The following is a 24,308-nucleotide window of genomic DNA, read 5'->3' on the forward strand; positions in this document are numbered from 1 at the left end:
GGCCGGCGGTGTGCTCAAAGCCGAGATGGTCAAGACCATGGCCCAGGACCCGCTGATCCTGGCCCTGGCCAACCCGAACCCAGAAATCCTGCCGGCCGAGGCCAAGGCGGTACGCCCCGACGCCATTTTGGCCACCGGCCGTACCGACTACCCGAACCAGGTCAATAACGTCCTGTGCTTCCCCTACATCTTCCGCGGCGCGCTCGACTCCGGCGCGACCACCATCACCACCGAAATGGAAATCGCGGCCGTGCATGCGATTGCCGACCTGGCGCAAGCCGAGCAAAGCGAGGTGGTGGCCGCGGCCTACGCCGGCGAGGAACTGGCTTTTGGCCCCGAGTACCTGATCCCCAAGCCTTTTGACCCGCGGCTGATGATGAAGATCGCGCCGGCGGTGGCCGAGGCGGCCGTTGCCAGCGGCGTGGCCTCGCGCCCGATCAAGGACATGGACGCCTACCGCGAGAAGCTGCAGAGCTTTGTTTACGCCTCTGGCAGCATGATGAAGCCCATCATGGATGCCGCCAAGCGGGCCCGCAAGAAGCGCGTGGCCTACAGCGAGGGCGAAGAAGAGCGGGTGCTGCGCGCGGCCCAGATCGTGGTGGACGAGGGGCTGGCCCGGCCCATCCTGATTGGCCGGCCGGACGTCATCGCCCAGCGCATCGAAAAGTTCGGCCTGCGCCTGCGCGCTGGCGTCAACTACGACGTGGTCAATGTGGAGCAGGACGACCGCTACCGCGACTTCTGGCAAACCTACCACCGCATGACCGAGCGCAAGGGCGTCACGGTGCAGATCGCCAAGATTGAAATGCGCCGGCGCCTGTCCCTGATCGGCGCCATGATGGTGCACAAGGGCGAGGCCGATGGCCTGATCTGCGGCACCTGGGGCGTGCCCGCGATGCACCTGCAGTACATCGACCAGGTGCTGGGACGCCGACCTGGGGTCAACACCTATGCCGCGATGAACGGGCTGCTGCTGCCCGGGCGTCAGGTCTTCCTGGTCGACACCCACTTCAACTACGACCCCAGCGCCGAGCAACTGGCCGAGATCACCCAGATGGCGGCCGAGGAAATGCTGCGCTTTGGTATCAAACCCAAGGCGGCGCTGCTCTCCCACTCCAATTTCGGCAGCAGCAGCCACCCGAGTGCGCTCAAGATGCGCGAGGTACTGGAATTGCTGCAGCGCACTGCGCCGTGGCTGGAAGTTGACGGCGAAATGCATGGCGACGTGGCCCTGGACGCTGCCGCCCGGCAGCAGGTCATGCCCGAAAGCACCTTGCAGGGCGACGCCAACCTGCTGGTGTTTCCCAACATCGACGCGGCTAACATTGCCTACAACCTGCTGAAGACAGCAGCCGGCGGCAACATCGCCGTAGGCCCGGTGCTGCTGGGCTCAGCCAAGCCGGTCCATATCCTGACCGCAAGCGCCACCGTCCGACGCATCGTCAACATGACGGCCTTGACGGTGGCAGACGCGAACGCCAGCCGCTGACATTCAAAGGCTCCTCGGCGGCAGCGTGTACTAACTTATTTCGTAGCGGCCGCGTCCGGCAAAGGCCTCCGGTGATGCCCAAATTTTGGGCAGGAGCTTGCCTTTCAGCAAGGTATCCGTCACACTCTCGCCTTGAAGCGTCCGGGTAAACCCCGGGCTGCGGCGCCTCTCCGGTTCCATCCTGACGGTCTGCCCCCGGCAAGCCCCCCATTTTTCGCCCCTGACGCGCGTCAGTGTCAATGCCCTAGCGTGACAAGTTTGCGCCTACTAGCAGACAAAGCGGCAAGGGGTGTGAGCGGGGGGACGCAATTACGGGAGAACACGGGCGCCAAGAGCCAGTAAGTGCCAGTTCTTGATCATTTGTGGAGTATTGCCCGATGAAGCGGGATCTGTTTTTGACCATGGAAAGAGACGCGGAGATGGATCCATCCCTTCGCCCCCCAGACAGCGAGACGCCCCTCAAGGGCGTGCGCAGCAACATCGTGCAGTCGATCCGTGCCTACCGGGTGCAGGACCTGCAGGATGCGGCGACCGCACTCGGACACCACTTCCTTTATGCCAACCTGGCCCAGGCCCAGAGCAAACAGGATGTGCTCGACCTGATCGCCCAGCAGTTCATTCTTCCCACCCATGTGGGCAAGAACTTCGACGCCCTGTACGACTGCATGACCGACCCGGTCCACAAGTCTGGCCCCCAGCCTGGTTTCGTGGTGGTGCTCGAGCAGATTCCGGCTCATGTGAAGTTCGACAAGGAAGCGCGCGAGCAGCTCCTGGACATCTTCCGCGACACCGCCGACTACTGGTCGGACCGGAAGGTACCCTTCCGATGTTTCTATTCTTTTCTGTAGCCCGTTCTGCACCCACCGGCCAAGCAGAACGGGCGAATGAGGCCCAAGGCGAAGCACAAGCACCGCTCGCCGACAACGGGGAAAAGATGCCCACCGACAAACTGGTGGACGTGTCTCCCCTGGCGCTGCGAATGAGCAGCCCTTTCAACGCCGGGTATTGGCTGAGCGCAGCCTGAGCTGAAAGCACCCCCACCCTGCGCGAGAAAAGCCCGGCACTGCCGGGCTTTTTCTTGGGTGCTCGGCCAAGATCTGCAGCGAATGGGTCGGCCTGTGCATTCACGCCATCAATAGCTCAAATCGATAATTTGAGTTGGTGCGAATTCGTCTCGCGCACCATGATCGGCGTCGATCAACGAGGTTGGGGACTTGACACCCGCCTCCGATCCACAAGCAAGGAGACAAGGATGCGCACATCACTTCTCGCGGCGGGCGCCCGCCTCGCCATGGCCGCCCTGCTGGCGGTGACATCCCTGCATGCGGCCGCCCAGGAGTGGCCCACCAAACCCATCCGCATGATTGCGCCGCAGCCCCCGGGCGGCGGACCCGAGCGGGTGATCCGGGGCATTGCCCAGGGCCTGAGCCAGCGCCTGGGCCAGCCGGTCGTGGTGGACTACAAGCCTGGCGCAGCCGGCAACCTGGGTACGGCCGATCTGGCGCGCTCACCGGCCGATGGCTACACCTGGATGCTGGCTGCAGAGAACTCCCTCACCATCAACCCCTTCGTCTACAAGAGCCTGGGCTTCAACCGCCAGGATGTCGCGGCCTTCAACCTGATCGCCAGCCTCAACCAGTTGCTGGCGTGTCACCCCAAGGTGGGCGCGAATTCGCTTCAGGACCTGGTGCGCATCGCCAAGTCACGGCCGATCACCTACTCGAGCGCTGGGGCGGGGTCCAACGGTCATATGACCATGGAGATGCTGCTCACCGAACTGGGCATCCAGATCACGCACATCCCCTACAAGGGGCCCGCGCCCGCGGTACAGGATGTGCTGAGCGGTCAGGTGGACTGCACCTTCATCGTGACCGCAGCCGTCGTCGAGCATGTCAAGTCCAAGGGACTGGTCGGGATCGCCACCACCAGCCTGTCGCGCATTCCCTCGGCACCGGACATCCCCACCATGAAAGAGGTCGGGATGCCCAATTTCGAAGGCAACTTCTGGCTTGCGATGTTCGCCCCTCGTGGCCTGCCCAAGGCCATCCAGGACAAGTTCGGCAAGGCCCTGGACGAGGTGATCCGGACGCCGGAAGTGCGCGAGGCAATGGCCGCCAACAACACCATTTTGGTAGGCTCCAACCCCGAGGTAGCGCAGGCAGAGATCAACAAGGCCGCCCAACGGTGGGAAAGAGTCGCCAAGCGCCTGAGCCTCAGCATTGACTGACACCCACCCATTCGATGACCGCCCGTCCTAATTTCATCTTCATCCTGGCCGACGATCTGGGTTACGCCGACCTGGGGTGCGCTGGCGCGCGTGACGCCGATAACAGGCCAGCCAACGTCTCGCCGCGGCTGGACCGGATGGCCGCCGAGGGGGTGCGGTTCACCCACGGCTACAGCAATTCCGCGGTGTGCTCGCCCACCCGCTTTGCGCTCATCACCGGGCGCTGGCAATACCGGCTGCGCGGCGCCGCCGAGGAGCCGATCGCCAACGCCCACGGCGACAAGGTGCTGGGCATACCACCCTCACACCCGACCCTGCCCTCTTTGCTGGCCGGCGCCGGCTATCGCACCGCGCTCGTGGGCAAGTGGCACCTGGGGTATCCACCGCATTTCGGTCCGCGGCTGTCGGGCTACCAGGAATTTTTCGGCTTTCACGCTGGCGGCGCTGATTACTTTGCCCACACCGGGCCTCGGGGTGGCAAGGACCTGTGGGAAAACGAGACCGCCGTCGAGGTGCCCGGCTATCTCACGGACCTGCTGAGCCAGCGGGCGGTGGATTTCATCGAACGCCAGGATGGCGATGCGCCCTTCCTGCTAAGCCTGCACTACAGCGCGCCCCACTGGCCTTGGCTGACCCGGGACGATGAGTCCGAGTCGGCGCGCACCGCCAACAACGGCGTTCACACGGATGGGGGATCGATCGCGACCTACCACCGCATGATTCACCACATGGACGAGGGGATCGGCTGGGTGCTCGACGCATTGGCGCGAAAGGGCCTGGACCACAACACCTTGGTCGTGTTCACCAGCGACAACGGCGGCGAGCGCTTCTCGAACAACTGGCCCTTCTCGGGCCAGAAGATGGACTTGCTCGAGGGCGGTATCCGGGTGCCGGTGATCGCGCGCTGGCCGGCGCAGCTCGCCCAAGGCCAGGTGAGTACGATGCCCAACCTGACCATGGACTGGACAGCCACGATGCTGGCGGCAGCGGGCGTGCCTACACCCGACAGCCACCCGCTCGACGGCGTGGACCTGCGCCCTGGCCTGCAGGACCCCGCGTGGGAACGTCCCGGGACCATGGCCTGGCGCATGAAGCACCGCAGCCAGCGGGCCCTGGTCCACGAGGGCTGGAAGTACTTGCAGGTCGATGGCATCGACTACCTGTTCGACCTCAACGCCGATGCGCGCGAACGCGCGAACGTCGCTCGACGCTACCCCGAGCGCCTGGCTGATCTGCGGGCGCGCTGGGAAGCCTGGAATGCACAGCTGCCGCCGATCCCTGAAGAGGCGCAGACCCGACTCCCGTACACGAAGCAGGACATCCCCCACTAAGGGCCTGACCGCGCGGGGGTCTTCCGGGCGGCTTCCGGGCGACATCAGCGGCTGATCGACTAAAGCGGCCGCTCAGAAAATCCGCTGGCGGAGCCACTTGCGCTGGCCTCTGGTCCCGGCCTGCGGCCAGGGAGAGCCATCTGAGGTAGGCTGCGCATCTGAAGCGGGACCGGCGGTCCCGGTATCCAGGAGCCAGAGGCAGCATGAAGCAATCGGATCCCCCGATCAGTAACAGGGGTGGCGGCAGGGGCGCAGGCGGCAGCGGGTCGCGAAACGCGGCGGCGATCCCGCCACAGTACTCGGCCATCATCGAGCAGCATCGCCACACGCCGGGCGGACTGCTCCCGATGCTGCACGGCTTCCAGGATGCCCTGGGCTGGGTGCCGCGTGAGGTGGTGCCGCTGGTCGCCGAGGCCATGAACCTGTCACAAGCCGAGGTGCACGGGGTGATTTCCTACTACCACCACTTCCGCGCCGAGCGCCCTGGGCAGCATGTGCTGCAAATCTGCCGGGCGGAGTCGTGCAAGGCCTGTGGCGGCGACGCGCTGTGGGAGCAGGCCCGGACCGCTCTGGGCTGCGACGCCCACCAAACCAGCGCCAATGGCCAGGTGACCCTGGAGCCGGTGTACTGCCTCGGGCTGTGCGCCGCCTCGCCAGCGCTGCGCCTGGACGACCAGGTGCATGCCCGGGTCGATGGCCGCATGCTGGGCGGTCTTTTGCGCCAGGTGGAGGGCCAATGACAAGGGCCATCCGCGTTTTTGTTCCCTGCGACAGCGGCGCGCTCGCCTTGGGGGCGGACGCTGTCGCGGCAGCCATCGAAACCGAAGCACAGGCGCGCGGGCAAACGGTGCAGTTGGTACGCAACGGATCGCGTGGGCTGTTCTGGCTGGAGCCCCTGGTGGAGGTCGAGACCGAGCAGGGCCGTATGGCCTATGGGCCGGTGACGGCAGGCGATGTGGCCGGGTTGTTTGACGCCGGCTTCCTGCAGGGGGCGCAGCATTCGCTGTGCCTGGGCCCCACCGAACGCATCCCCTTCCTCGCACGGCAGGAGCGCCTCACTTTCGCGCGTGTTGGAGTGACCGAGCCGCTCTCCCTGGCCGACTATGAGGCCCACGGGGGCTGGGCAGGGTTGCGTCGCGCCCTGGCAATAAGCGGGCCGCAGATCGTGCAACAGGTCACCGAGTCCGGGCTGCGGGGTCGGGGCGGGGCGGCCTTTCCGGCGGGCATCAAATGGCAGACGGTGGCGGCAGCCCCCGGCGCGCAGAAGTATGTGGTGTGCAACGCCGACGAAGGAGACTCGGGCACCTACTCCGACCGCATGGTCATGGAGGGCGACCCTTATTTGCTGATCGAGGGGATGGCGATCGCCGGCCTGGCCGTGGGCGCGACCCAGGGCCTGGTCTATGTCCGCAGCGAATACCCGCACGCCATTGCCGCCCTGCGCGAGGCGATCGAGCGCGCGACCGAGGCCGGCTGGCTCGGCCCCGATGTGGCCGGCAGTGGGCACACCTTCACGCTCGACGTGCGGGTGGCGGCCGGGTCCTATGTCTGCGGTGAGGAGACGGCGCTGCTCGAAAGCCTGGAAGGCAAGCGCGGCATCGTGCGCGCCAAGCCGCCGCTGCCAGCGGTGCAGGGCCTGTTCGGGCAGCCGACCATTGTGAACAACGTGATCACGCTGGCCAGCGTTCCGCTGATCCTGGCCAAGGGGGCCGCCCATTACAGGGACTACGGCGTCGGCCGCTCGCAGGGGACGCTGCCCTTCCAGCTGGCGGGCAATGTGCGCTTCGGCGGTCTGGTTGAAAAAGCCTTCGGGCTGACGCTGCGCGAGCTGGTCTTCGGCTTCGGCGGCGGAACCCGCAGCGGGCGCCCGGTCAAGGCCATTCAGGTGGGCGGCCCACTGGGCGCCTATGTGCCCGAGAACCGCTGGGACGTGCCACTCGACTACGAGGCCTATGCAGCCATGGGCGCGGTGTTAGGCCATGGCGGTGTGGTGGTGCATGACGACACCGCTGACATGGCCGAGCTTGCGCGCTACGCGATGGACTTTTGCGCGCTCGAAAGCTGCGGCAAGTGCACGCCCTGCCGGATCGGGTCCACCCGCGGGGTGGAGGTGATCGACCGTATCCGCCGCGGCGAAAACCGCGCGCAGCAGGTCGTCCTGCTGCGCAGCCTGTGCGACACCATGACCCATGGCAGCCTCTGCGCCATGGGCGGCATGACGCCCTACCCCGTGCTGTCCGCGCTGGATCACTACGGCTCCGACTTCGGCCTCGCGCCGGACGAGGCTGTTCAGCCCGCACCCGGCACCGGAGCCGCCCCATGAACAACGCCCACTGCAAGGCACTGCGATGCTGACACCCACAGACATCGACTTCGGAACTCCCGCGTCGGTCACGGAAGAACAAGTCACCCTGGATATCGACGGCTACCCAGCACGCGTGCCCAAGGGCACCTCGCTGCTGCGCGCGGCGGTCCATGCGGGCGTGCAGGTGCCCAAGCTGTGCGCCACCGACAGCCTGCAACCCTTCGGCTCCTGCCGGCTGTGCCTGGTCGAGGTTCAGGGACGCAAGGGCTTCCCGGCCTCCTGCACCACGCCCGCCGAGAACGGCATGGTAGTGCGCACCCAGACCCCCCGCCTGCAGGAACTGCGGCGAGGTGTGATGGAGCTCTATATCAGCGACCATCCCCTGGACTGCCTGACCTGCAGCGCCAACGGCAACTGCGAGCTGCAGACCCAGGCAGGGGTGGTGGGCCTGCGCAACGTGCGCTACGGGGTCGGGCCACAGGCCGGCGCGCACCACTGTGACCTGCCCCAGGACAGCTCCAACCCCTACTTCACCTTCGACCCGTCCAAGTGCATCGTCTGCTCGCGCTGCGTGCGGGCCTGCGAGGAAACCCAGGGCACCTTCGCGCTGACGATTGCAGGCCGGGGCTTCGACAGCCATGTCTCCGCAGGACAGGATCAGCCCTTCATCGACAGCGAATGCGTCTCCTGCGGCGCCTGCGTGCAGGCCTGCCCGACGGCCTCCCTCCAGGAAAAGACGGTCATCGAACTCGGCCAGCCCGAGCACGCGGTGCTCACCACCTGCGCCTACTGCGGTGTGGGCTGCGGCTTCAAGGCGGAGATGAAGGGCAACACCGTCGTCCGCATGACGCCCTGGAAGGACGGCAAGGCCAACGAGGGGCATTCCTGCGTCAAGGGCCGCTTCGCCTTCGGCTATGCCACGCACACCGACCGCATCACCAGCCCCATGGTGCGCGAAAAGATCACCGACCCCTGGCGCGAGGTGGGCTGGGACGAGGCGTTGAAGTTCGCCGCTGAGCGCTTGCAGGCCATCCAGGCCCGGCATGGCAAAGACGCGGTGGGCGGCATCACCTCTTCGCGCTGCACCAACGAGGAAACCTACCTGGTGCAAAAGCTGGTGCGGGCGGCACTGGGCACCAACAACGTGGATACCTGCGCGCGGGTCTGCCACTCGCCCACAGGCTACGGCCTCGGGCAGTCGCTCGGAACCTCGGCCGGCACCCAGACCTTCAAGTCGGTTGAGAAGGCCGATGTGATCGTCGTCATCGGCGCCAACCCGACCGACGCGCACCCGGTGTTCGGCTCGCGCATGAAGCGGCGCCTGCGCCAGGGCGCCCGCCTGATCGTGGCCGACCCGCGTCGCATCGATCTGGTGCGCTCCCCCCATGTGCAGGCGGACCACCACCTGGCGCTCAAGCCCGGCACCAACGTGGCCCTGATCACTGCGATGGCCCACGTGGTCATGGCCGAGGGTCTGGCCGCGACGGATTTCGTGCAGGCCCGTTGCGACGACAAGAGCTTCGTGGCGTGGCGCGACTGGGTCATGCAGCCAGAGAACTCGCCGGAGGCGACCGAAGGCGTTACCGGCGTGCCCGCGGCGCAGGTGCGCGAGGCGGCCCGGCTGTACGCCCGAGGCCCGAACTCGGCGATCTACTACGGGCTGGGCGTGACCGAGCACGCCCAGGGCTCGACGATGGTTCTGGGCATCGCCAACCTGGCCATGGTCTGCGGTATGGTCGGCCGAGAAGGCGTAGGCATCAACCCGCTGCGGGGGCAGAACAATGTGCAGGGCAGTTGCGACATGGGCAGCTTCCCCCACGAGTTGCCCGGCTACCGGCATATCTCGGACTCGATCACCCGCGCCCAGTTCGAAGCCGCTTGGGGCGTGGCGCTCAGCCCCGAGCCGGGCCTGCGTATCCCCAACATGCTCGAGGCGGCGCTGGGCGGCGGCTTCAAGGGGCTGTACTGCCAGGGCGAAGACATCGCACAGTCAGACCCCGACACCCAGCATGTGGCGGCCGCCCTGGCGGCGATGGAATGCGTGATCGTTCAGGACATCTTCCTCAATGAGACCGCCAAGTGCGCGCATGTGCTGCTTCCGGGCAGCTCCTTCCTCGAGAAAGAGGGCACCTTCACCAACGCCGAGCGCCGCATCTCGCGCGTGCGCCAGGCCATGCCACCGCTCGCCGGCCTGGCCGACTGGGAGGTGACCCAGCGACTGGCCCAGGCGCTGGGGTATCCGATGCACTACGAGCATCCCAGCCAGATCATGGCGGAGATCGCTGCGCTCACGCCCACCTTTGCCGGCGTCAGCTATGAAAAGCTGGACCGTCTGGGCAGCGTGCAGTGGCCCTGCAACGAGAGTACGGGTGAAGCGGGGACGCCGATCATGCACGTGCAGGGTTTCGTGCGCGGACGCGGGCGCTTTTTCATCACCCGCTACGTGGCCAGCGACGAGAAGGTGACGCCGCGCTACCCGCTGCTGCTCACCACCGGGCGGGTGCTCTCGCAGTACAACGTCGGGGCGCAGACGCGCCGGACCGCCAATTCGACTTGGCACACCGAGGACCTGCTAGACCTTCACACGCACGACGCCGAGCAGCGCGGCATCCGTGACGGCGACTGGGTCGGGATCGAGAGCCGCGCCGGCCGCACCGTGCTGCGCGCCCGCGTGAGCGAGCGTATGCAGCCCGGCGTGGTCTACACCACCTTCCACTTCCCCGAGTCCGGGGCGAACGTGATCACCACGGACAGCTCCGACTGGGCCACCAACTGCCCGGAGTACAAGGTCACGGCGGTGCAGGTGGTGCCGGTCAGCGAGCCCTCGGAATGGCAACAGCGAAATGCCCGCTTCGACCAGGAGCAGCAGGCCCTGCTGGCCGGTCGCATTCCGCGCGCCCGTGAGGCCAGCCGGTGAGCGCAGGCAAGACGCCGGCCCTGCCCGCTGGCGCCAGCCCCTGGGCCGCCCGACGCTGGAGCGGTCACTGGTCCCCGCCGGGCGACGAGGCGCTGGCCGAGGAGGCTGCGGTCGCTCTGGTGTTCAATGGCATCGCCCATACCGTGATGATGGCCACGCCCACCGACCTCGAGGACTTCGCACTGGGCTTCACGCTCACCGAGGGGCTTCTTGACAGCCCCACCGAGTTGTACGGTGTCGAGGTGGTGCCGACCGGCTCGGGCATCGAACTGCAAATGGAGGTATCGGCCGCCTGCGAGCGGCGGCTCAAGGAACGCCGGCGCACCCTGGCCGGGCGCAGCGGCTGCGGCCTGTGCGGCGCCGAGTCGCTGGCCCAGGTCCGGCGCAGCTTGCCGCACGTCGAACCGGTGCAGGTGCGCGCAGAGGCGGTGGCGCGCGCCGAGGCCGAGCTGGCCGCGCGGCAGACGCTTCAACAGGTCACCGGCGCAACGCACGCAGCGGCGTGGGTGAATCTAGAGGGACAGTTGCTTCACCTGCGCGAGGACGTCGGCCGGCACAACGCGCTGGACAAATTGGTGGGAACGCTGGTGCGGCAAGGAGTAGCCGTCACCCAAGGGTTCGTGCTGGTGACCAGCCGGGCGAGCTTTGAAATGGTGCAAAAGTCGGTCGCCCTGGGCGCAGGGCTGCTGGCGGCCGTGTCGGCGCCTACGTCGCTGGCCGTGGACTGCGCGCGCGAGGCCAATCTTTGCGTGCTGGGCTTTGTGCGCCCCGGCAAGTTCACCGCCTACACCTTTGGCGAGCGGCTGCTCTGACGCAAAAAAGGAACGAGCAATGGACCGCGACAATCTGGTCAAGATGGCCAACCGCATCGCCAGCTTCTTCGAGGCCATGCCCACCGAGGCCGAGGCGCAGCAGGAGGTGTGCAACCACCTGCGCAAGTTTTGGGCGCCAACGATGCGCGCCGCGCTGGTGGAGGAGATTGACGCCGGCGGCGCTCCGGGCCTGCACCCGCTGGTACGAGCCGCAGCGACTCGCTTGCGCGCCGATCTGCTGGCGCCTGGCGCCTGAACCGCCTCAGATCTGCGCCCCGATCTCCAGGCACAGGTCGCGGATCCAGCGCAGGCCGGGGTCGGCCTCGCGCAGCTTGTTCCACTGCAGCATCTGCACCAGCTGGGGAATCTTCATCGGCGTGGGCCAGACACGAACCGGCAGGTGCTGCTGCGCGTGCAGCGCAATACGACGGTGCACAGTGGCGAGCCGATCCGTCCCCACCACCAGGCTGGGCAATGCGGCCATGGTGGCCGCGGTGACCTCGATCCGGCGTGAGATGCCCTCGCGCTCGAGGAACCAGCCTTCGAGCACCGGCTGGTTGCGGCTGCCGGCAGAGCCATAGCTGGAAACCACATGGCCCGCCTGCAGGTACTGCTCGCGGGTCAGGCTCTCGCGCACCGTCGAGTGACCGTCCCAACTGACTACCACGTAGTCGTCTTCGAAGAGGGGCACGCAAGGGTGCAGGCTGGAGACGTACTGCATCGGGATGATGAGGAAGTCCGCCTCGCCCTCCTCCAGCAATTCGTGCGGGGTACGGGCCTGGGGCTTGAGGTTGATCTGCACCCCAGGCGCGCGGGCGTACAGGGCACGCAGCAGCGCGGGCATGAACACGGTGGTGGTGAAGTCGGACACCAGCATCGAAAACGCGCGCAGCGAGGTCGCGGGGTCGAAAGTCGCCGGGGCGACCACATCGCTGTCCACCCGCAGCAGGATCTCGCGCACCGGTTGCTGCAAGGACTCGGCGCGCGCCGTGAGCACCATCTGCCGCCCCATGGGAATGAGCAGGTCGTCGCCGAAATACTCACGCAGGCGCCCCAGGGCGTTGCTCATGGCCGGCTGGCTCAGGTGAACCCGCTCCGCGGCACGGCTGATGTTGCGCTCTTGGAGCAGGGCGTCCAGTGCCACCAGCAGGTTCAGATCGAGTTGTTTGAATCGCACGGGTTTTCCCTGATATTGGCGGGCTGAATGGGACCAATTCAGTTATTCCATTTTACGAATGCGCAATGGCTTTCTAGAGTCCGGAGCGTCGGGACTATCCCGATGCCAGAACACTCCAGGAGACATTCATGAAACTGCGTCATACCCTGCGCGCCGCGGCCGTCATCGCCTCTGTCCTAAGCGCGTCCAGCGCCTTCGCCCAACAGGAGATCAAGATCACCGCCTGCTCCGGCCAGGCGCCGGTGTTCTCGTTCGTGAGGCTGATCACCCAAAGCTTCATCCCGACCCTCAATGCTGAACTGGCCAAGACCAACAAGATCAAGATCACATGGAACGAGGCCTATGGCGGCACCCTGGCCAAGATCGGCGGCGAGCTCGAAGCCATCCAGCAAGGCGTGTGCGACATGGGCGTCGTCGGCATCGTGTTCCACCCGGCCAAGATGCCGCTGCAGCAGGTGACCTTCATGGCGCCCTTCGGCCCGACCGACCTGCGACCGGTGGTCAAGGTGATGAACGAGATGAACCGCAACAACCCGCAGATGCGCGGCGCCTGGGAGCGGCAAAACCAGGTCTTCCTCGCTGGCACGGCAGTGGACGACTACGGACTGTTTGCCAACTTCCCGGTGAGTCGCTATGAGGACATGAACGGCAAGAAGATCGGCAGCTCGCCGGCGCCACTGTCCTGGCTCAAGGGGACCGGTGCCACTGGCGTGGTCTCGGGCCTGCCCTCCTACTACAACGACCTCAAATCCGGCGTGTACGGCGGGGTGCTGACATTCCTGAGCGCGGCCGCGCCAATCAAGCTGTTCGAGGTTGCGCCCAACTACATCCAGACCGGCCTGGGCGCGACATTCCCCGGCGCGCTGTCGATGAACAAGCAGACCTGGGACAAGCTCGGGCCTGAGGGCCAGGCGGCAGTCCGCATCGCCTCCGATACCTACGCTGCGCGCTATGTGGCCGAGACGCAGGCTGCGCTCACCGCCGCCGAAGCCGCCTACAAGGCGGGCGGCGGCAAGATCTCCTCGCTGTCACAGGCCGAGCGGGAGCGCTGGGCCAAGGCCATCGAGAACCCGGCCAAGGCCTGGATCGCGCAAAACGGCCAGCCCGCTCGTGACGTGCTCAAGGCCTACATGGATGCATTGCGCGCCGATGGCGTGAAGTTCGCCCGCGACTGGGACAAGGAGTGAGGGTGTCGCCCGCCCGCCTGTTTGATGGACTGACCCGGGGCATGAACGCCCTGGGCACCTGTCTGGTGCTGTTCATCATGGGCGTGGTGCTGGCCGACGTCATTGGACGCGGCCTGTTCTCGCGGCCGCTGACGGGCACCGCCGAAATGGTGGCCATGTCAATCGCAGTCGTGGTGTTCCTGCAGTTTCCCAGCACGCTGGCAGCAGGGCGGGTGATCGCGGCGGACGGGCTGGTCGAGCGCCTGGGCAGGCGCTCGGTGCGGGCCGAGCAATGGCTGCTGGCCCTCCATCACGCGGTGGGCGCCGGACTCTTTGCGCTCACGGGTCGCTATGTCTGGCCTCTCCTGCGGATTGCCTACGACAGCGGCGACTACTACGGAACGCCGGCGATGTTTTCTTTTCCGAAGTGGCCGATCTTCAGCGTGATCTGTTTCGGCTGCACGGTCATGGCCCTTCAATACGCGGTGATGACGGTCGGCTTCACACGGGCGGGCTGGCAACGGCGCCGCTACATCGAGGTCGACCCGGCCAACAAGGTGGTGTCATGAGGCCTGCGCGCATCGGCTTGCCGCTCGGGGGGCGCCCATGAGTCCGCTCGAGACCGGCCTGGCGGGATTCGCCGCGCTCACGCTGCTCATTTACGCGGGCATGCACATCTCCACGGCGCTGCTTCTGGTGTCCTTCGTGGGGATCTCGCTGATTCGCGGCGACTGGGCCCTGGCCGGTCAGATGCTGGGGCAGACCGCCACCGATGCGGTCACCGAATACGAGTTCGGGACCGCACCACTGTTCGTGCTCATGGGCTTCATGGTGATGGCGGCTGGCATCGGCCGAGACAGCTACATCGTGGCCGAGCGCATGTTCGGTCGCCTGCGCGGCGGCATCGGGCAAGCGACCGTGGTGGGCAACGCGATTTTTTCTGCGGTGACGGGCGTGTCGATCGCCGCGGTGGTGATGTTCACCCGCATGGCCGTGCCGGAGATGCTGCGCCGGGGCTACCCCGAGCGGCTGGCGGTCGGCGTCGTGGCCGGCTCGGCGATGCTGGGCATGCTGATTCCGCCCTCGGTGCTGATGATCATTTACGCAGTGATCACCGAAACCTCCATCGGCGACATGTACAACGCGGGCCTGGTGCCGGGCGTGATCCTGAGCGCGGCCTTCATGGTCACCATCTGGGTGGTGGCGGGCCGTCACCCGGGCATGAAGGCGGCGGCGCAAGCGGTGCGCAGCGAGTCGGGTGACCTCTCGCACACCCGTCTGCTGCGGATGATGGTGCCGATCGGGCTGCTGATGCTGCTGGTGCTCGGCGGCATGTACGCCGGCCTGTTCACCGCCACCGAGGCGGGTGCCGTCGGCGCGGCCGGAGCCACCCTGATTGCGCTGGCGCGCCGGGCGCTCACCCCGCGCAGCTTCTGGCAGATCCTGATCGACACCGGCTACGTGACCGCCTCCATCGTCCTGATCATCGCCTCGGCGGCGATGTTTACCCGCTTTCTCGCGATCTCAGGCCTGCCCAGCTACATGAGCCAGTGGATCACCACCCACCAGTTCACCCTGCTGTCGGTCATGCTGGTCTACATCCTGGTGGTGCTGGTGTTGGGCACTGCGCTAGACAGCGTGTCCACGGTGCTGATCGCGGTGCCGGTGTTCGCGCCGGTGTTCAAGGACATGGGCGCCGACCTGGTGTGGGTGGGGATCATCACCATGATCACGGTGGAGATCGGAATCATCACACCGCCGCTGGGCATCAGTCCCTTCATCGTCAAGAGCACCCTAGACGCCGACGGACTGGGTCACCGCATCTCCCTCAACGACATCTACTGGGGAGCGCTGCCCTTTGCAGCTGCGGCCCTGGTGGTGGTGGGCCTGATCGTGGTCTGGCCGCCGCTGGCGCTGTGGTTCAAGTAGGCCCCTCCCCACGCAATCCACTTTTTCCGGAACTCCTCGTGTTCAAGTACTTCCCCACCAATTACGTTTGGAACCTCTCGGTCGACCTGGCCATCGAAATGGGCGCGCGCATCGGCGAGATCGAGGCCATGTGCGCCCCGCTGCAGGAGGCCGCCAAGGCACCCGACGCGGCCGGCACGCAGGCCTTCCGCGAGACCTGGTCGCAGATGGCAGACAAGCTCTGCGAACTGGCCGCCGAGGACGAGGCCGCCGGCCGGCTGATCTCGGCGGGCGAGAAGTACAACCGCGCCGCCACCTACCTGCTGACATGCGAAAGACTGCAGGCCCATGGCGCACCCGGACGGATGGCGCTGTACCAGCGCTTTCTCGAGGTCTTCGCGCGCGGGCTGCAACTCTCCGAGGAAAACTGCGAGCGTGTGACCATTGCCTACGAGGGCAAGGAGCTCTCAGCGCTTTATGTGCGCGCCGAGGGCGTGCAGGGGCCAGCGCCGATCCTGGTGCAGGTCAACGGCCTGGACTCCACCAAGGAGATGAAGTACCGCGTCGGCCTGCCCGCTTGGCTCGCCAAGCGCGGCGTGTCCTCGCTCATCGTCGACCAGCCCGGCACCGGCGAAGCCCTGCGCCTGCATGGCCTCACCGCCCGCTTTGACAGCGAGCACTGGGCCAGCCGCGTGGTCGACTGGCTCGAGACACGGCCCGAGGTGGATGCCAAGCGCATCGGCATGGAGGGCGTGTCCCTGGGCGGCTACTACAGCCCGCGGGCGGTGGCCTTCGAACCGCGCTTTGCCTGCGGCGTGGCCTGGGGCGCCAACCACGACTGGCGCGACGTGCAAAAGCGCCGCCTGCAACGCGAGGGCAACCTGCCAGTGCCGCACTACTGGGCCCACGTGTGCTGGGTCTGGGGCGCCAAGGACATCGACGACTTCATGCGCATCGCCGAGGACGTGCATCTGGACGGGGTTCTGGACCGCATCCGCGTGCCCTTCCTGGTGACCCATGGCGAGAAAGACTCGCAGATTCCGCTGCAGTGGGCGCACCGCACCTACGAGCAATTGGTCAACAGCCCCAAGCGGGAGCTCAAGGTGTTCACCGAGCGCGAGGGCGGCTGCCAGCACTCGAGCTTCGACAACAGCATCAACGCCGGCCACTACATCGCCGACTGGGTGGCACAGGCGCTGGGCGGCCATACCCGCTGAGCCAAGCACCCTGCAAAGCACCACCTGAATTTTTCTCGAGAGAGGTCTTCCCATGAACATCATCGGACCCGATGAACTTCTGTTCGGCGTCGACGACGTCGCCGCCTGCACCCAGTACCTGAGCGACTACGGCCTGACGCCTGTCGACGTCGGACCCGCGGGCGGCCGCTTCGAGGCCGAAGACGGCACGGCGGTCGTCATCCGCGCCAAGGACGACCCGTCCCTGCCTGCGGGGCTGGGCACTGCCTCCATGCTGCGCAAGACCACCTATGGCGTGGCCGACGCAGCGACGCTGGAGGCGATCGCCAAGGAGTTAGGCCGCGACCGCGAAGTCCAGCGCTTGGCCGACGGCAGCCTGCAGACGGTGGACGATATGGGCTTCGTCCTGGGCTTTCAGCGCACGGTGCGCCGGCCGGTGCGGACCCCGGCCGAGACCCTCAACGCGCCCGGGGCGGCGCCGGGCCGGCCAATCAATGCGGTGGCGGTCGACGAGGGCGCCAGCGCCCGGCCGCTCACGCTCTCGCACGTGGTCTATTTCGTTCCCGACGAGGCCAAGGCCGCCGCCTTCTACACCCAGCGCCTGGGCTTTCGCGAGACCGACCGCTTGCTGGGCGCAGGCGGTTTTCTCCGCCCGGCGGGCACCCAGGACCACCACACCCTGTTCATGATCCAGACACCGCCCTTCATGAAGGGGGTGGAGCACTTCACCTTCCACATGGCTGGACCGACCGCCATGCTGCAGGCCGGCTACCGGTTCACCGGCAAAGGCTACGAGTCCTTCTGGGGCCCGGGCCGGCACAAGATGGGGAGCAACTGGTTCTGGTACTTCAACAGCCCCCTGGGCTGCCATGTCGAGTACGACGCCGACATGGACCAGCACGACGACCACTGGCAGGCCCGCGCGGTGCCCATGAGCGCGGAAGCTTCGCAGCTGTTCCTGTTTACCCACCGCGAGAAGTGGGCGCCAGGCGGCCCGCCCCCGCCCGGAGCGAAGCCGGCGCATTGACGCTGTCCGGCAAACACGCACCACCCGACTGACGACGGCCCCGCGAGCCCCACGCGACCCCCATGCCCTGGCAGACCCTGTGCTCCAGCGAGGCGATTGCCGACGGCCAAGCCCGCGGCTTCGACACGCAGGGCCGTGGGCGGCCTAACGTCTTCGTGATGCGATGGCAGGGTCAGTTGCGCGCCTGGCACGACTGGTGCCCGCACTGGGGCACCGGGCCCATGGCCTGGCGGCGCGACGCCTATTTCTCAGGCGATGGCGAGGCGCTCATGTGCCATGCGCACGGGGCCCGCTTCCACCCCTTGAGCGGCGCATGCACGCTCGGGCCCTGCCTGGGGCAGAGCCTGTGGCCGGTCACGATGCGTGTTGACGATGCCGGCGGCATTCAGGTCGATATGGGCGACGGCCCACCGCTGCCCGCACCGGCGCCCACCCACTGAACAGACACCCCCTGAACAACCCACCCGAAAGACAAGGAGACAAGACATGACACGACAACTCAAGACCCTGATCGTGGGCGGCGGCTTTTCCGGTATGGCCGCAGCGATCGAGATGCGCAAGCAGGGCGTCGACGTGGAGCTGGCCGAGATCGACCCGGGCTGGCGCTCCTATGGCGCCGGCATCAGCCTGGGCGGCGCCACGCTGCGCGCCTTTCGCCAGCTCGGCGTTCTGGATGCCTTCCTGCGCGAGGGCAATGCCGCCGACGGGGTGAAGATGTTCCTGGGCAACGGCCAGCCCATTGGCGAGTTGCCCACGCCGCGCCTGGCGGGCCCTGACGTGCCGGGCAGCGGCGCCATCATGCGACCCACTCTGGCCCGCATCCTCTCCGAGGCCACCCGCGCCAGTGGCACCCGGGTTCGGCTGGGCGTGGGCTTTGAGAGCCTGGCGCAAGACGCAGAGGGCGTCACGGTGCAGTTTTCCGATGGCAGCAGCGGCCGCTACGACCTGGTGGTGGGCGCCGACGGCCTCTACTCGAAGGTGCGCCAGCGCGTCTTCCCCGAGGCGCCCACGCCACGCTACACCGGGCAGGCGGTATGGCGGGCGGTGCTGTCGCGCCCGGCCGAGGTCGGCTGCACCATGATGTGGATGGGGCCGCGGACCAAGCCTGGCATCAACCCGGTCTCGCGCGAGCAGATGTACATGTTCATCACCGAGCACCGCCCGGTCAACGAGCAGATCGATCCGAAGGACTTCCCGCGCCTGATGCGCGCGCTGCTGGAGGACTTCAGTGCGCCGCTCTTGGGCGCCTTGCGCGAGCAGATCAGCGAGCAATCGAGCATCGTCTTTCGCCCGCTCGAAGCCTTGCTCATGCCCCAGCCCTGGCACAAGGGCCGGGTCGTCCTGATCGGCGACGCGGTGCATGCGACCACGCCCCACCTGGCGTCGGGCGCCTGCATCGGCATCGAAGACGGTCTGGTGCTGGCCGACTGCGTCGGCAGCGGAGCGTCGCTCGGGCAGTCGCTGCAAGCCTTCCAGGACCGGCGCTGGGAGCGTTGCCGCATGGTGGTGGAAAACTCCCTGCGCCTGGGGGAGATCGAAATGACCAACGGCAGCAAGGACGAGCACGGGCAGATCATGCGTGAATCGCTCATGGCACTGGCCCAACCCATCTGAAGGGAAGCGACCCGCGCATGACCGCCGTCACCCGCCATTCCCGCCCTGCACGCCCCGCGCGCCGGCTGATCGACCTGTCGATCTACCTGGAAAACGAGGTGCTCTCAGACCCGCCGCCCCTGGCGCCCAAGATCACCTACCAGACGCACAAGGACACGGTCGCCGAATTCATGCAGATGATTCCGGGGACCCAGGCTGCGGACTACCCCGACGGCGAGGCCGCGGCGGCCGAGTGGGTCACCCTCACCACCCACAGCGGCACCCACCTGGACGCACCCTGGCATTTCCACTCCACGCAGGACGCCAAGCTGGGCGGGGCCAGGCCCTCGATCACCATCGACCAGGTCCCGCTGGACTGGTGCCTGCAGCCGGGTGTGAAGCTGGACTTCCGGCACTTTCCCGACGGCTACGTGGCGACAGCCGCTGATGTGGAGGCCGAGTTGGCCCGCATCGGCTGGGAGTTGCAGCCCCTGGACATCGTGGTGGTCAATACCCGCGCCGGCTCACGCTACGGTCACAACGACTTCGTGCAGGCCGGCTGCGGCATGGGCTACGAGGCCACCATGTACCTGCTAGAGCGCGGTGTGCGCCTGACCGGCACCGACGCCTGGAGCTGGGACGCGCCCTTTGCCTACACCGCCAAGAAAGTGGTCGAGACCGGCGACACGAGCCTCATCTGGGAGGGTCACAAGGCCGGACGCGACATTGGCTATTGCCATCTCGAGAAGCTCCACAACCTCGAGGCCCTGCCGCCGCACGGCTTCACCATCAGCTGCTTCCCGCACAAGATCCGCGGCGCATCCGCCGGCTGGACGCGGGCAGTGGCCATCCTCGACGAGAACTGAATGAGCACTTCGTTTCCCCCCATCATCCGCACCGTCACAGGCCATGACGCCGAAGGCAAGGCGGTGGTCGTCTCGCACGGGCCGCTGCCGCATGTGGCCGAGATCGCGGCGATTCCCGGCACTGTCTTCCACGAGGTCTGGTGCACCCAGGGATCTCCGGTCACCGTGGACAACGGCGCCGACCCGAGCCTGAGTGCGCTGCAGCTCAAGCCGCCGACGCAAGGCACCCGCATGCGCTTCGTCGACATCCCGCCGGACACCGAAGACTTCCTGCAACAAGGCGCCGCCCGCATGCATGACGCCTTCAGCCAGATCGGCGACACCGCCGCCTCCACCGTGAAGGCGCATTCACCGCACCCGCTGATGCACCGCACCGAGTCGGTGGACTACGGCATCGTGATTGAAGGCGAGATGACCCTGGTGCTCGACGACTCCGAGGTGCCGCTCCGAGCTGGCAGCGTGGTGATCCAGCGCGGCACCAACCACGCCTGGGCCAACCGAAGCGGACGACCCTGCCGGATGCTGTTCATCTTGATCGACGGCGCCTACGCGCCCGAGATCGCGCAGGCGCTGGCCAAGCGCTGAAGCCCGCCAGTGCGCGCACGCGAGCTGTTCGACCTCTCGAACCGGGTGGCCCTGATCACCGGCGGTGACCGTGGTCTGGGGTTGGCGATTGCGCAGGCCATGGCCGAGGCTGGCGCCCGCGTCACCCTGGCCAGCGAAAACGGCGCGGCCTGCGAGGCTGCGGCCCGGCGGCTGCGCGACACCGGACTGGCGGTTCACGCCCAGGCCTGCGACGTGACCGACTCGGCGGCGCAAAGCGCGCTGGTGGCGGACACGGTGGCGCGCGAGGGCGGGCTGGACATCGTGGTGGCCAATGCCGGCATCTCCGACGCGATGGCTGGCTCCACGGGCGGCCTGTCGAGCGACTACCGCCGGGTGATGGCAGTCAATCTGGACAGCGTGGTCGAGTTGTGCAGCCTGGCTGCGCCGGCGCTGCGGGCACGGGGTGGTGGCAGCCTCATCCTGATGTCCAGCCTCGCGGGTCAGCGAGGCAACGGCCGGCTGGGCCCCTACGCGCTCACCAAAGCGGCACTGTCCCAGTTAGCGCGCAACCTGGCGGTGGAGCTCGGGCCGCAGGGCATACGCGCCAACGCGATTGCACCTGGCTTCATCCGCACAGAGCTCGGACGCGAGCTGATGGCCGACGCCGCATTTATGGCGCGGCGCATGCAACACACCCCGCTGCGCCGGCCCGGCGAGCCCCATGAGGTAGCGGCTGCAGCCCTGTTCCTGGCCAGCCCCGGCGGCGCCTTCGTCACCGGCCAGACACTGGTGGTCGACGGCGGCACCCTGATCACTGACGGCTCCTGAAGCGGCGGATTCCAGCACCCCGTCGCGCCCCCAAGAAACTTTCGAGCACTGCCCCATGAAACTCGCCACCCTTGCCAACAACACCCCGGACGGCCAGCTGGTCGTCCTCTCCACCGACGGCCTGAAGTGCGCCAGCGCCCAGGCCATCGCGCCTAGCCTGCAGGCCGCGCTCGAGCGCTGGCAAGTGGCCGAGCCCGCACTGCGCGAACTCGCCGCGGCCCTGGACGCTGGCCGCTGCGGGCACGCCCAGCCCTTCGACGCGGCCCATGCGCTGGCGCCGCTGCCACGCGCCTGGCAGTGGCTCGACGGCTCGGCCTTCCAGTCGCACGGCGACCTGATGGATGTGGTGTTCAAGATCGAGAAAAAGAACGACCCGAGCCGGCCGCTGATGTACCAGGGCTTGTCCAACCAGTTCATTGCGCCCGGCGCCGAGGTGCCCCTGCCCAGCGCGGACGACGCCATCGACTTCGAGGGCGAGTTCGGCGTGATCACCGACGCGGTGCCCATGGGCACGCCCGCCTCGGAGGCCCGCGCGCACATTCGGCTGGTGGTGCTGATCAACGACTGGTCGCTGCGCCGCCTTGCACCGGTAGAAATGAAGACCGGCTTTGGCTGGATCCAGGCCAAGCCCGCCTGCAGCATGGCGCCGATCGCGGTGACGCCCGACGAGCTTGGCGCCGGCTGGCGTGATGCGCGGGTGCAGATGCGGCTGGAGGTGGATTGGAATGGCCAGCGCTTCGGCGCAGCACACGGCGGCGCGATGGGCTTTGGTTTTGATGCGCTCGTGGCCCACGCCGCCTACAGCCGCGACCTGGTGGCAGGCACGGTGATCGGCTCCGGCACGGTGTCGAACCCGGACTACCGCAGCGTCGGCTCCTCTTGCATCGCTGAGCGCCGCGCCATCGAGACGCTGGACCTGGGGGAGCCGCGCACGCCCTTCATGGCGTTCGGTGACCGGGTGCGGATGCAGGCCCGGCATGAAAACGGTCAGGACGGCCCCTTCGGCGCGATCGAGCAGACGGTGGTGCAAGGCGCCACGGGCCGGACGCGCCCATGAAGGTGCTGGTCACCGGCGCAGGCGGCTTCATCGGCGAAGCCCTGGTGGCGCAGCTGCTCGCCGAGGGCCTGGGCGGCCAGCCGCTGACGCAACTGACGGGACTCGACCTGCGGCCACCGGCGTGCGCCGACCCCCGCTGGCGCGGCGTGTCGGGGAATATCGCCGACCCGGCGGTGCTGTCAGAGGCCCTGCGCGAGCCGCCCGAGGTGGTCTTTCACCTGGCCAGTCTGCCGGGTGGCGCGGCCGAAGCCCAGCCCTTGCTCGGGCGACAAATCAACCTGGACGCGACCGTGGCGCTGCTCGAGGCCCTGCACCGGCCCGAGGCCCCGCCGCGGGTGGTCTACGCAAGCTCGGTGGCGGTCTACGGTGAGCGCTTGCCCGAGCGGGTGGACGATCACACGCCCACCGCCCCGGGGCTGAGCTACGGCGCGCACAAACTGATGGGCGAGATCTTGCTGGCCGACGCGGTGCGGCGCGGCGGCCTGCAGGGCTGCTCGCTGCGCTTGCCTGGTGTGGTGGCCCGCCCAGGCGAGGGCGCCGGCCTGATGTCGGCCTTCATGAGTCAGCTCTTCTGGCGCTTGCGTGATGGCGAGGCGATCGAGCTGCCGGTGCGAATCGAGGGCAGCGCCTGGTGGATTTCGGTGCAGCGCTGCGCGCGCAACCTCCGGGCCGCCGCAGAGGCCGACCTCGGTCCCGCCGACCCGCTGGGATCGCGCCGGGTGGCGCTGATGCCCGCACTCTGGCTGAGCATGCAGGCAGTGGTGGACGCGCTGGCCCGCCGCTTCGGGCCGGAGCGGGCCGCGCTGGTCAGCTGTCGACCCCAGGAGAAAGTCGACCGGCTCTTCGCCCAGTACCCGCCGCTGGCAACGCCACTGGCCGAGGCCCTGGGGCTGCGTCATGACGGCTCGGCTGACGGTCTGGTGCGTGCCGTGCTCGGGGAGAGCCCCTGAGCCCGCGATGCGCTTGACCCGGCGCGCTCAGGCGCCGGCGGGCCGGACTGCGAGGGCCAGCGAGAGGTACTCGGCCACCGGCACCTCCTCGGCGCGGCGCTGCAGGTCGAAGTCCTGGCCCACGCCCTCGGCCTCCAGCCAGCGGCCCAGGGTATGGCGCAGCAACTTGCGGCGCTGGCTGAATGCCACCTGCACCAAGGTTGACAGGCGGTCTGGGTCCACCGCAGCGGCTTGGGAGCGCGGCACCATGCGCACCACGGCGCTGTCGACCCGAGGCGGTGGATCAAAGGCCTCCGGCGGGACGAAGAGCACGTCCTCCATCTCGTAGCGCCACTGCAGCATCACCGACAGACGGCCATAGGCCGCGGTCGAGGGCGTGGCGACCATCCGGTCGATCACTTCCTTTTGCAGCATGAAGTGCTGGTCTTGCACCAGGCCGGCGACGGGCAGCAGATGGAAGAGGATGGGCGACGAGATGTTGTAGGGCAAATTGCCCACGATGCGCAGGGGCGCGCCCAGGCGCGCGTGCAAGGTGGCGAAATCCACCTTGAGCACATCGGACTCGACCACATCGAGCTGCGGGTGGCCACGCAGGCGCGCTGCCAAGTCGCGATCGAGCTCGATCACCGTCAGGCGACCCAAGCGCTCAACCAGGGGCTGGGTCAGGGCGGCCAGGCCGGGACCGATCTCGACCATGGGCTGTCCGGGGCGCGGGTCGATCGCGCGGACGATGCCGTCAATGACAGCGCTATCGGCCAGGAAATGCTGGCCGAAGCGCTTGCGCGCGACATGCTTCACGGCGGGCGGCCAGCAGCCGGACAGACGGGCGCCGGTCTCACTGGGGCGGCTCGCGCAGCTGCACGAAGGCGCGACCGCGCACATCCTGGACCCAGCGCGCATAGGCCTCGTCCAG

At 67.5% G+C, this 24,308-nt stretch carries 23 protein-coding genes; 21 read left to right on the forward strand and 2 right to left on the reverse strand.

Going from position 1 to position 24,308, the window contains the following annotated elements; genetic code table 11:
- The 9 genes from QE494_RS07315 to QE494_RS07355 all read left to right on the forward strand — a co-directional run.
- On the forward strand, positions 1 to 1,489 hold a 1,489-nt coding region (locus tag QE494_RS07315; protein ID WP_300042266.1), incomplete at its 5' end, for a phosphate acyltransferase.
- 419 nt (positions 1,490 to 1,908) lie between these two features.
- Positions 1,909 to 2,337 (forward strand): barstar family protein, encoded by a 429-nt coding sequence (locus tag QE494_RS07320; RefSeq protein WP_300042267.1) that lies wholly within the window; start codon positions 1,909 to 1,911, stop codon positions 2,335 to 2,337.
- Positions 2,338 to 2,741: 404 nt separating this feature from the next.
- The gene (locus tag QE494_RS07325) at positions 2,742 to 3,716 is read left to right on the forward strand and encodes a tripartite tricarboxylate transporter substrate binding protein (RefSeq protein ID WP_300042268.1); all 975 of its coding nucleotides are present in this window, start codon (positions 2,742 to 2,744) and stop codon (positions 3,714 to 3,716) included.
- Positions 3,717 to 3,730: 14 nt separating this feature from the next.
- Positions 3,731 to 5,047: a sulfatase gene (locus QE494_RS07330; RefSeq protein ID WP_300042269.1), complete on the forward strand. Its 1,317-nt coding sequence runs from the start codon at positions 3,731 to 3,733 to the stop codon at positions 5,045 to 5,047.
- 203 nt (positions 5,048 to 5,250) lie between these two features.
- Positions 5,251 to 5,787 carry a formate dehydrogenase subunit gamma gene (locus QE494_RS07335; protein WP_300042270.1) on the forward strand — a complete coding sequence of 179 codons (537 nt, stop codon included), beginning with the start codon at positions 5,251 to 5,253 and terminating at the stop codon, positions 5,785 to 5,787.
- Positions 5,784 to 7,370 carry an NADH-quinone oxidoreductase subunit NuoF gene (locus QE494_RS07340; RefSeq protein ID WP_300042271.1) on the forward strand — a complete coding sequence of 529 codons (1,587 nt, stop codon included), beginning with the start codon at positions 5,784 to 5,786 and terminating at the stop codon, positions 7,368 to 7,370. Before QE494_RS07335 ends, QE494_RS07340 begins: the two co-directional genes overlap by 4 nt.
- Positions 7,371 to 7,395: 25 nt before the next feature.
- On the forward strand, positions 7,396 to 10,269 hold the full coding sequence (gene fdhF / locus QE494_RS07345; protein ID WP_300042272.1) for a formate dehydrogenase subunit alpha: 2,874 nt from the start codon (positions 7,396 to 7,398) through the stop codon (positions 10,267 to 10,269).
- Positions 10,266 to 11,081, forward strand: coding sequence for a formate dehydrogenase accessory sulfurtransferase FdhD (gene fdhD / locus QE494_RS07350; protein ID WP_300042273.1), 816 nt, complete (start codon positions 10,266 to 10,268; stop codon positions 11,079 to 11,081). The genes fdhF and fdhD overlap by 4 nt, the downstream gene beginning before the upstream one ends.
- A 19-nt stretch (positions 11,082 to 11,100) precedes the next feature.
- The gene (locus QE494_RS07355; protein WP_300042274.1) at positions 11,101 to 11,337 is read left to right on the forward strand and encodes a formate dehydrogenase subunit delta; all 237 of its coding nucleotides are present in this window, start codon (positions 11,101 to 11,103) and stop codon (positions 11,335 to 11,337) included.
- A gap of 6 nt (positions 11,338 to 11,343) precedes the next feature.
- Here the strand turns inward: QE494_RS07355 and QE494_RS07360 are convergent, their stop codons facing one another.
- Positions 11,344 to 12,258: a LysR family transcriptional regulator gene (locus tag QE494_RS07360; protein WP_300042275.1), complete on the reverse strand. Its 915-nt coding sequence runs from the start codon at positions 12,256 to 12,258 to the stop codon at positions 11,344 to 11,346.
- A gap of 128 nt (positions 12,259 to 12,386) precedes the next feature.
- On the opposite strand from QE494_RS07360, the gene QE494_RS07365 reads away from it, so the two are divergent.
- From QE494_RS07365 to QE494_RS07420, 12 genes are all read left to right on the forward strand, one after another.
- Positions 12,387 to 13,445, forward strand: coding sequence for a C4-dicarboxylate TRAP transporter substrate-binding protein (locus tag QE494_RS07365; protein WP_300042276.1), 1,059 nt, complete (start codon positions 12,387 to 12,389; stop codon positions 13,443 to 13,445).
- 2 nt (positions 13,446 to 13,447) lie between these two features.
- Entirely contained in the window at positions 13,448 to 13,993 is a 546-nt protein-coding gene (locus QE494_RS07370) for a TRAP transporter small permease subunit (RefSeq protein ID WP_300042277.1), read from the forward strand.
- A gap of 37 nt (positions 13,994 to 14,030) precedes the next feature.
- Positions 14,031 to 15,353, forward strand: a complete 1,323-nt coding sequence (locus QE494_RS07375) for a TRAP transporter large permease (protein ID WP_300042278.1) — start codon at positions 14,031 to 14,033, stop codon at positions 15,351 to 15,353.
- A 38-nt stretch (positions 15,354 to 15,391) separates the two neighbouring features.
- Positions 15,392 to 16,549, forward strand: coding sequence for a S9 family peptidase (locus QE494_RS07380; RefSeq protein ID WP_300042279.1), 1,158 nt, complete (start codon positions 15,392 to 15,394; stop codon positions 16,547 to 16,549).
- A gap of 52 nt (positions 16,550 to 16,601) precedes the next feature.
- Complete coding sequence (locus QE494_RS07385; RefSeq protein ID WP_300042280.1) at positions 16,602 to 17,555, forward strand: VOC family protein; 954 nt, start codon at positions 16,602 to 16,604, stop codon at positions 17,553 to 17,555.
- Between the two features lie 62 nt (positions 17,556 to 17,617).
- Entirely contained in the window at positions 17,618 to 17,995 is a 378-nt protein-coding gene (locus tag QE494_RS07390; RefSeq protein ID WP_300042281.1) for a Rieske 2Fe-2S domain-containing protein, read from the forward strand.
- A gap of 46 nt (positions 17,996 to 18,041) precedes the next feature.
- A complete protein-coding gene (locus QE494_RS07395; protein ID WP_300042282.1) occupies positions 18,042 to 19,169 on the forward strand; it encodes an FAD-dependent oxidoreductase in 1,128 nt (375 codons plus the stop codon).
- A 17-nt stretch (positions 19,170 to 19,186) separates the two neighbouring features.
- The gene (locus QE494_RS07400; protein WP_300042283.1) at positions 19,187 to 20,014 is read left to right on the forward strand and encodes a cyclase family protein; all 828 of its coding nucleotides are present in this window, start codon (positions 19,187 to 19,189) and stop codon (positions 20,012 to 20,014) included.
- Positions 20,015 to 20,599, forward strand: a complete 585-nt coding sequence (locus tag QE494_RS07405) for a cupin domain-containing protein (RefSeq protein WP_300042284.1) — start codon at positions 20,015 to 20,017, stop codon at positions 20,597 to 20,599.
- Between the two features lie 9 nt (positions 20,600 to 20,608).
- Positions 20,609 to 21,388, forward strand: coding sequence for an SDR family NAD(P)-dependent oxidoreductase (locus QE494_RS07410; RefSeq protein WP_300042285.1), 780 nt, complete (start codon positions 20,609 to 20,611; stop codon positions 21,386 to 21,388).
- Positions 21,389 to 21,443: 55 nt separating this feature from the next.
- A complete protein-coding gene (locus QE494_RS07415; protein WP_300042286.1) occupies positions 21,444 to 22,445 on the forward strand; it encodes a fumarylacetoacetate hydrolase family protein in 1,002 nt (333 codons plus the stop codon).
- A complete protein-coding gene (locus QE494_RS07420; protein WP_300042287.1) occupies positions 22,442 to 23,395 on the forward strand; it encodes an NAD-dependent epimerase/dehydratase family protein in 954 nt (317 codons plus the stop codon). Before QE494_RS07415 ends, QE494_RS07420 begins: the two co-directional genes overlap by 4 nt.
- Before the next feature lie 27 nt (positions 23,396 to 23,422).
- Here the strand turns inward: QE494_RS07420 and rsmA are convergent, their stop codons facing one another.
- Complete coding sequence (rsmA, locus tag QE494_RS07425) at positions 23,423 to 24,193, reverse strand: 16S rRNA (adenine(1518)-N(6)/adenine(1519)-N(6))-dimethyltransferase RsmA (RefSeq protein WP_300042288.1); 771 nt, start codon at positions 24,191 to 24,193, stop codon at positions 23,423 to 23,425.
- Positions 24,194 to 24,308: the final 115 nt, after the last annotated feature.

This window comes from Ramlibacter sp. (assembly GCF_029866045.1).
Lineage (GTDB): Bacteria > Pseudomonadota > Gammaproteobacteria > Burkholderiales > Burkholderiaceae_C > Ramlibacter.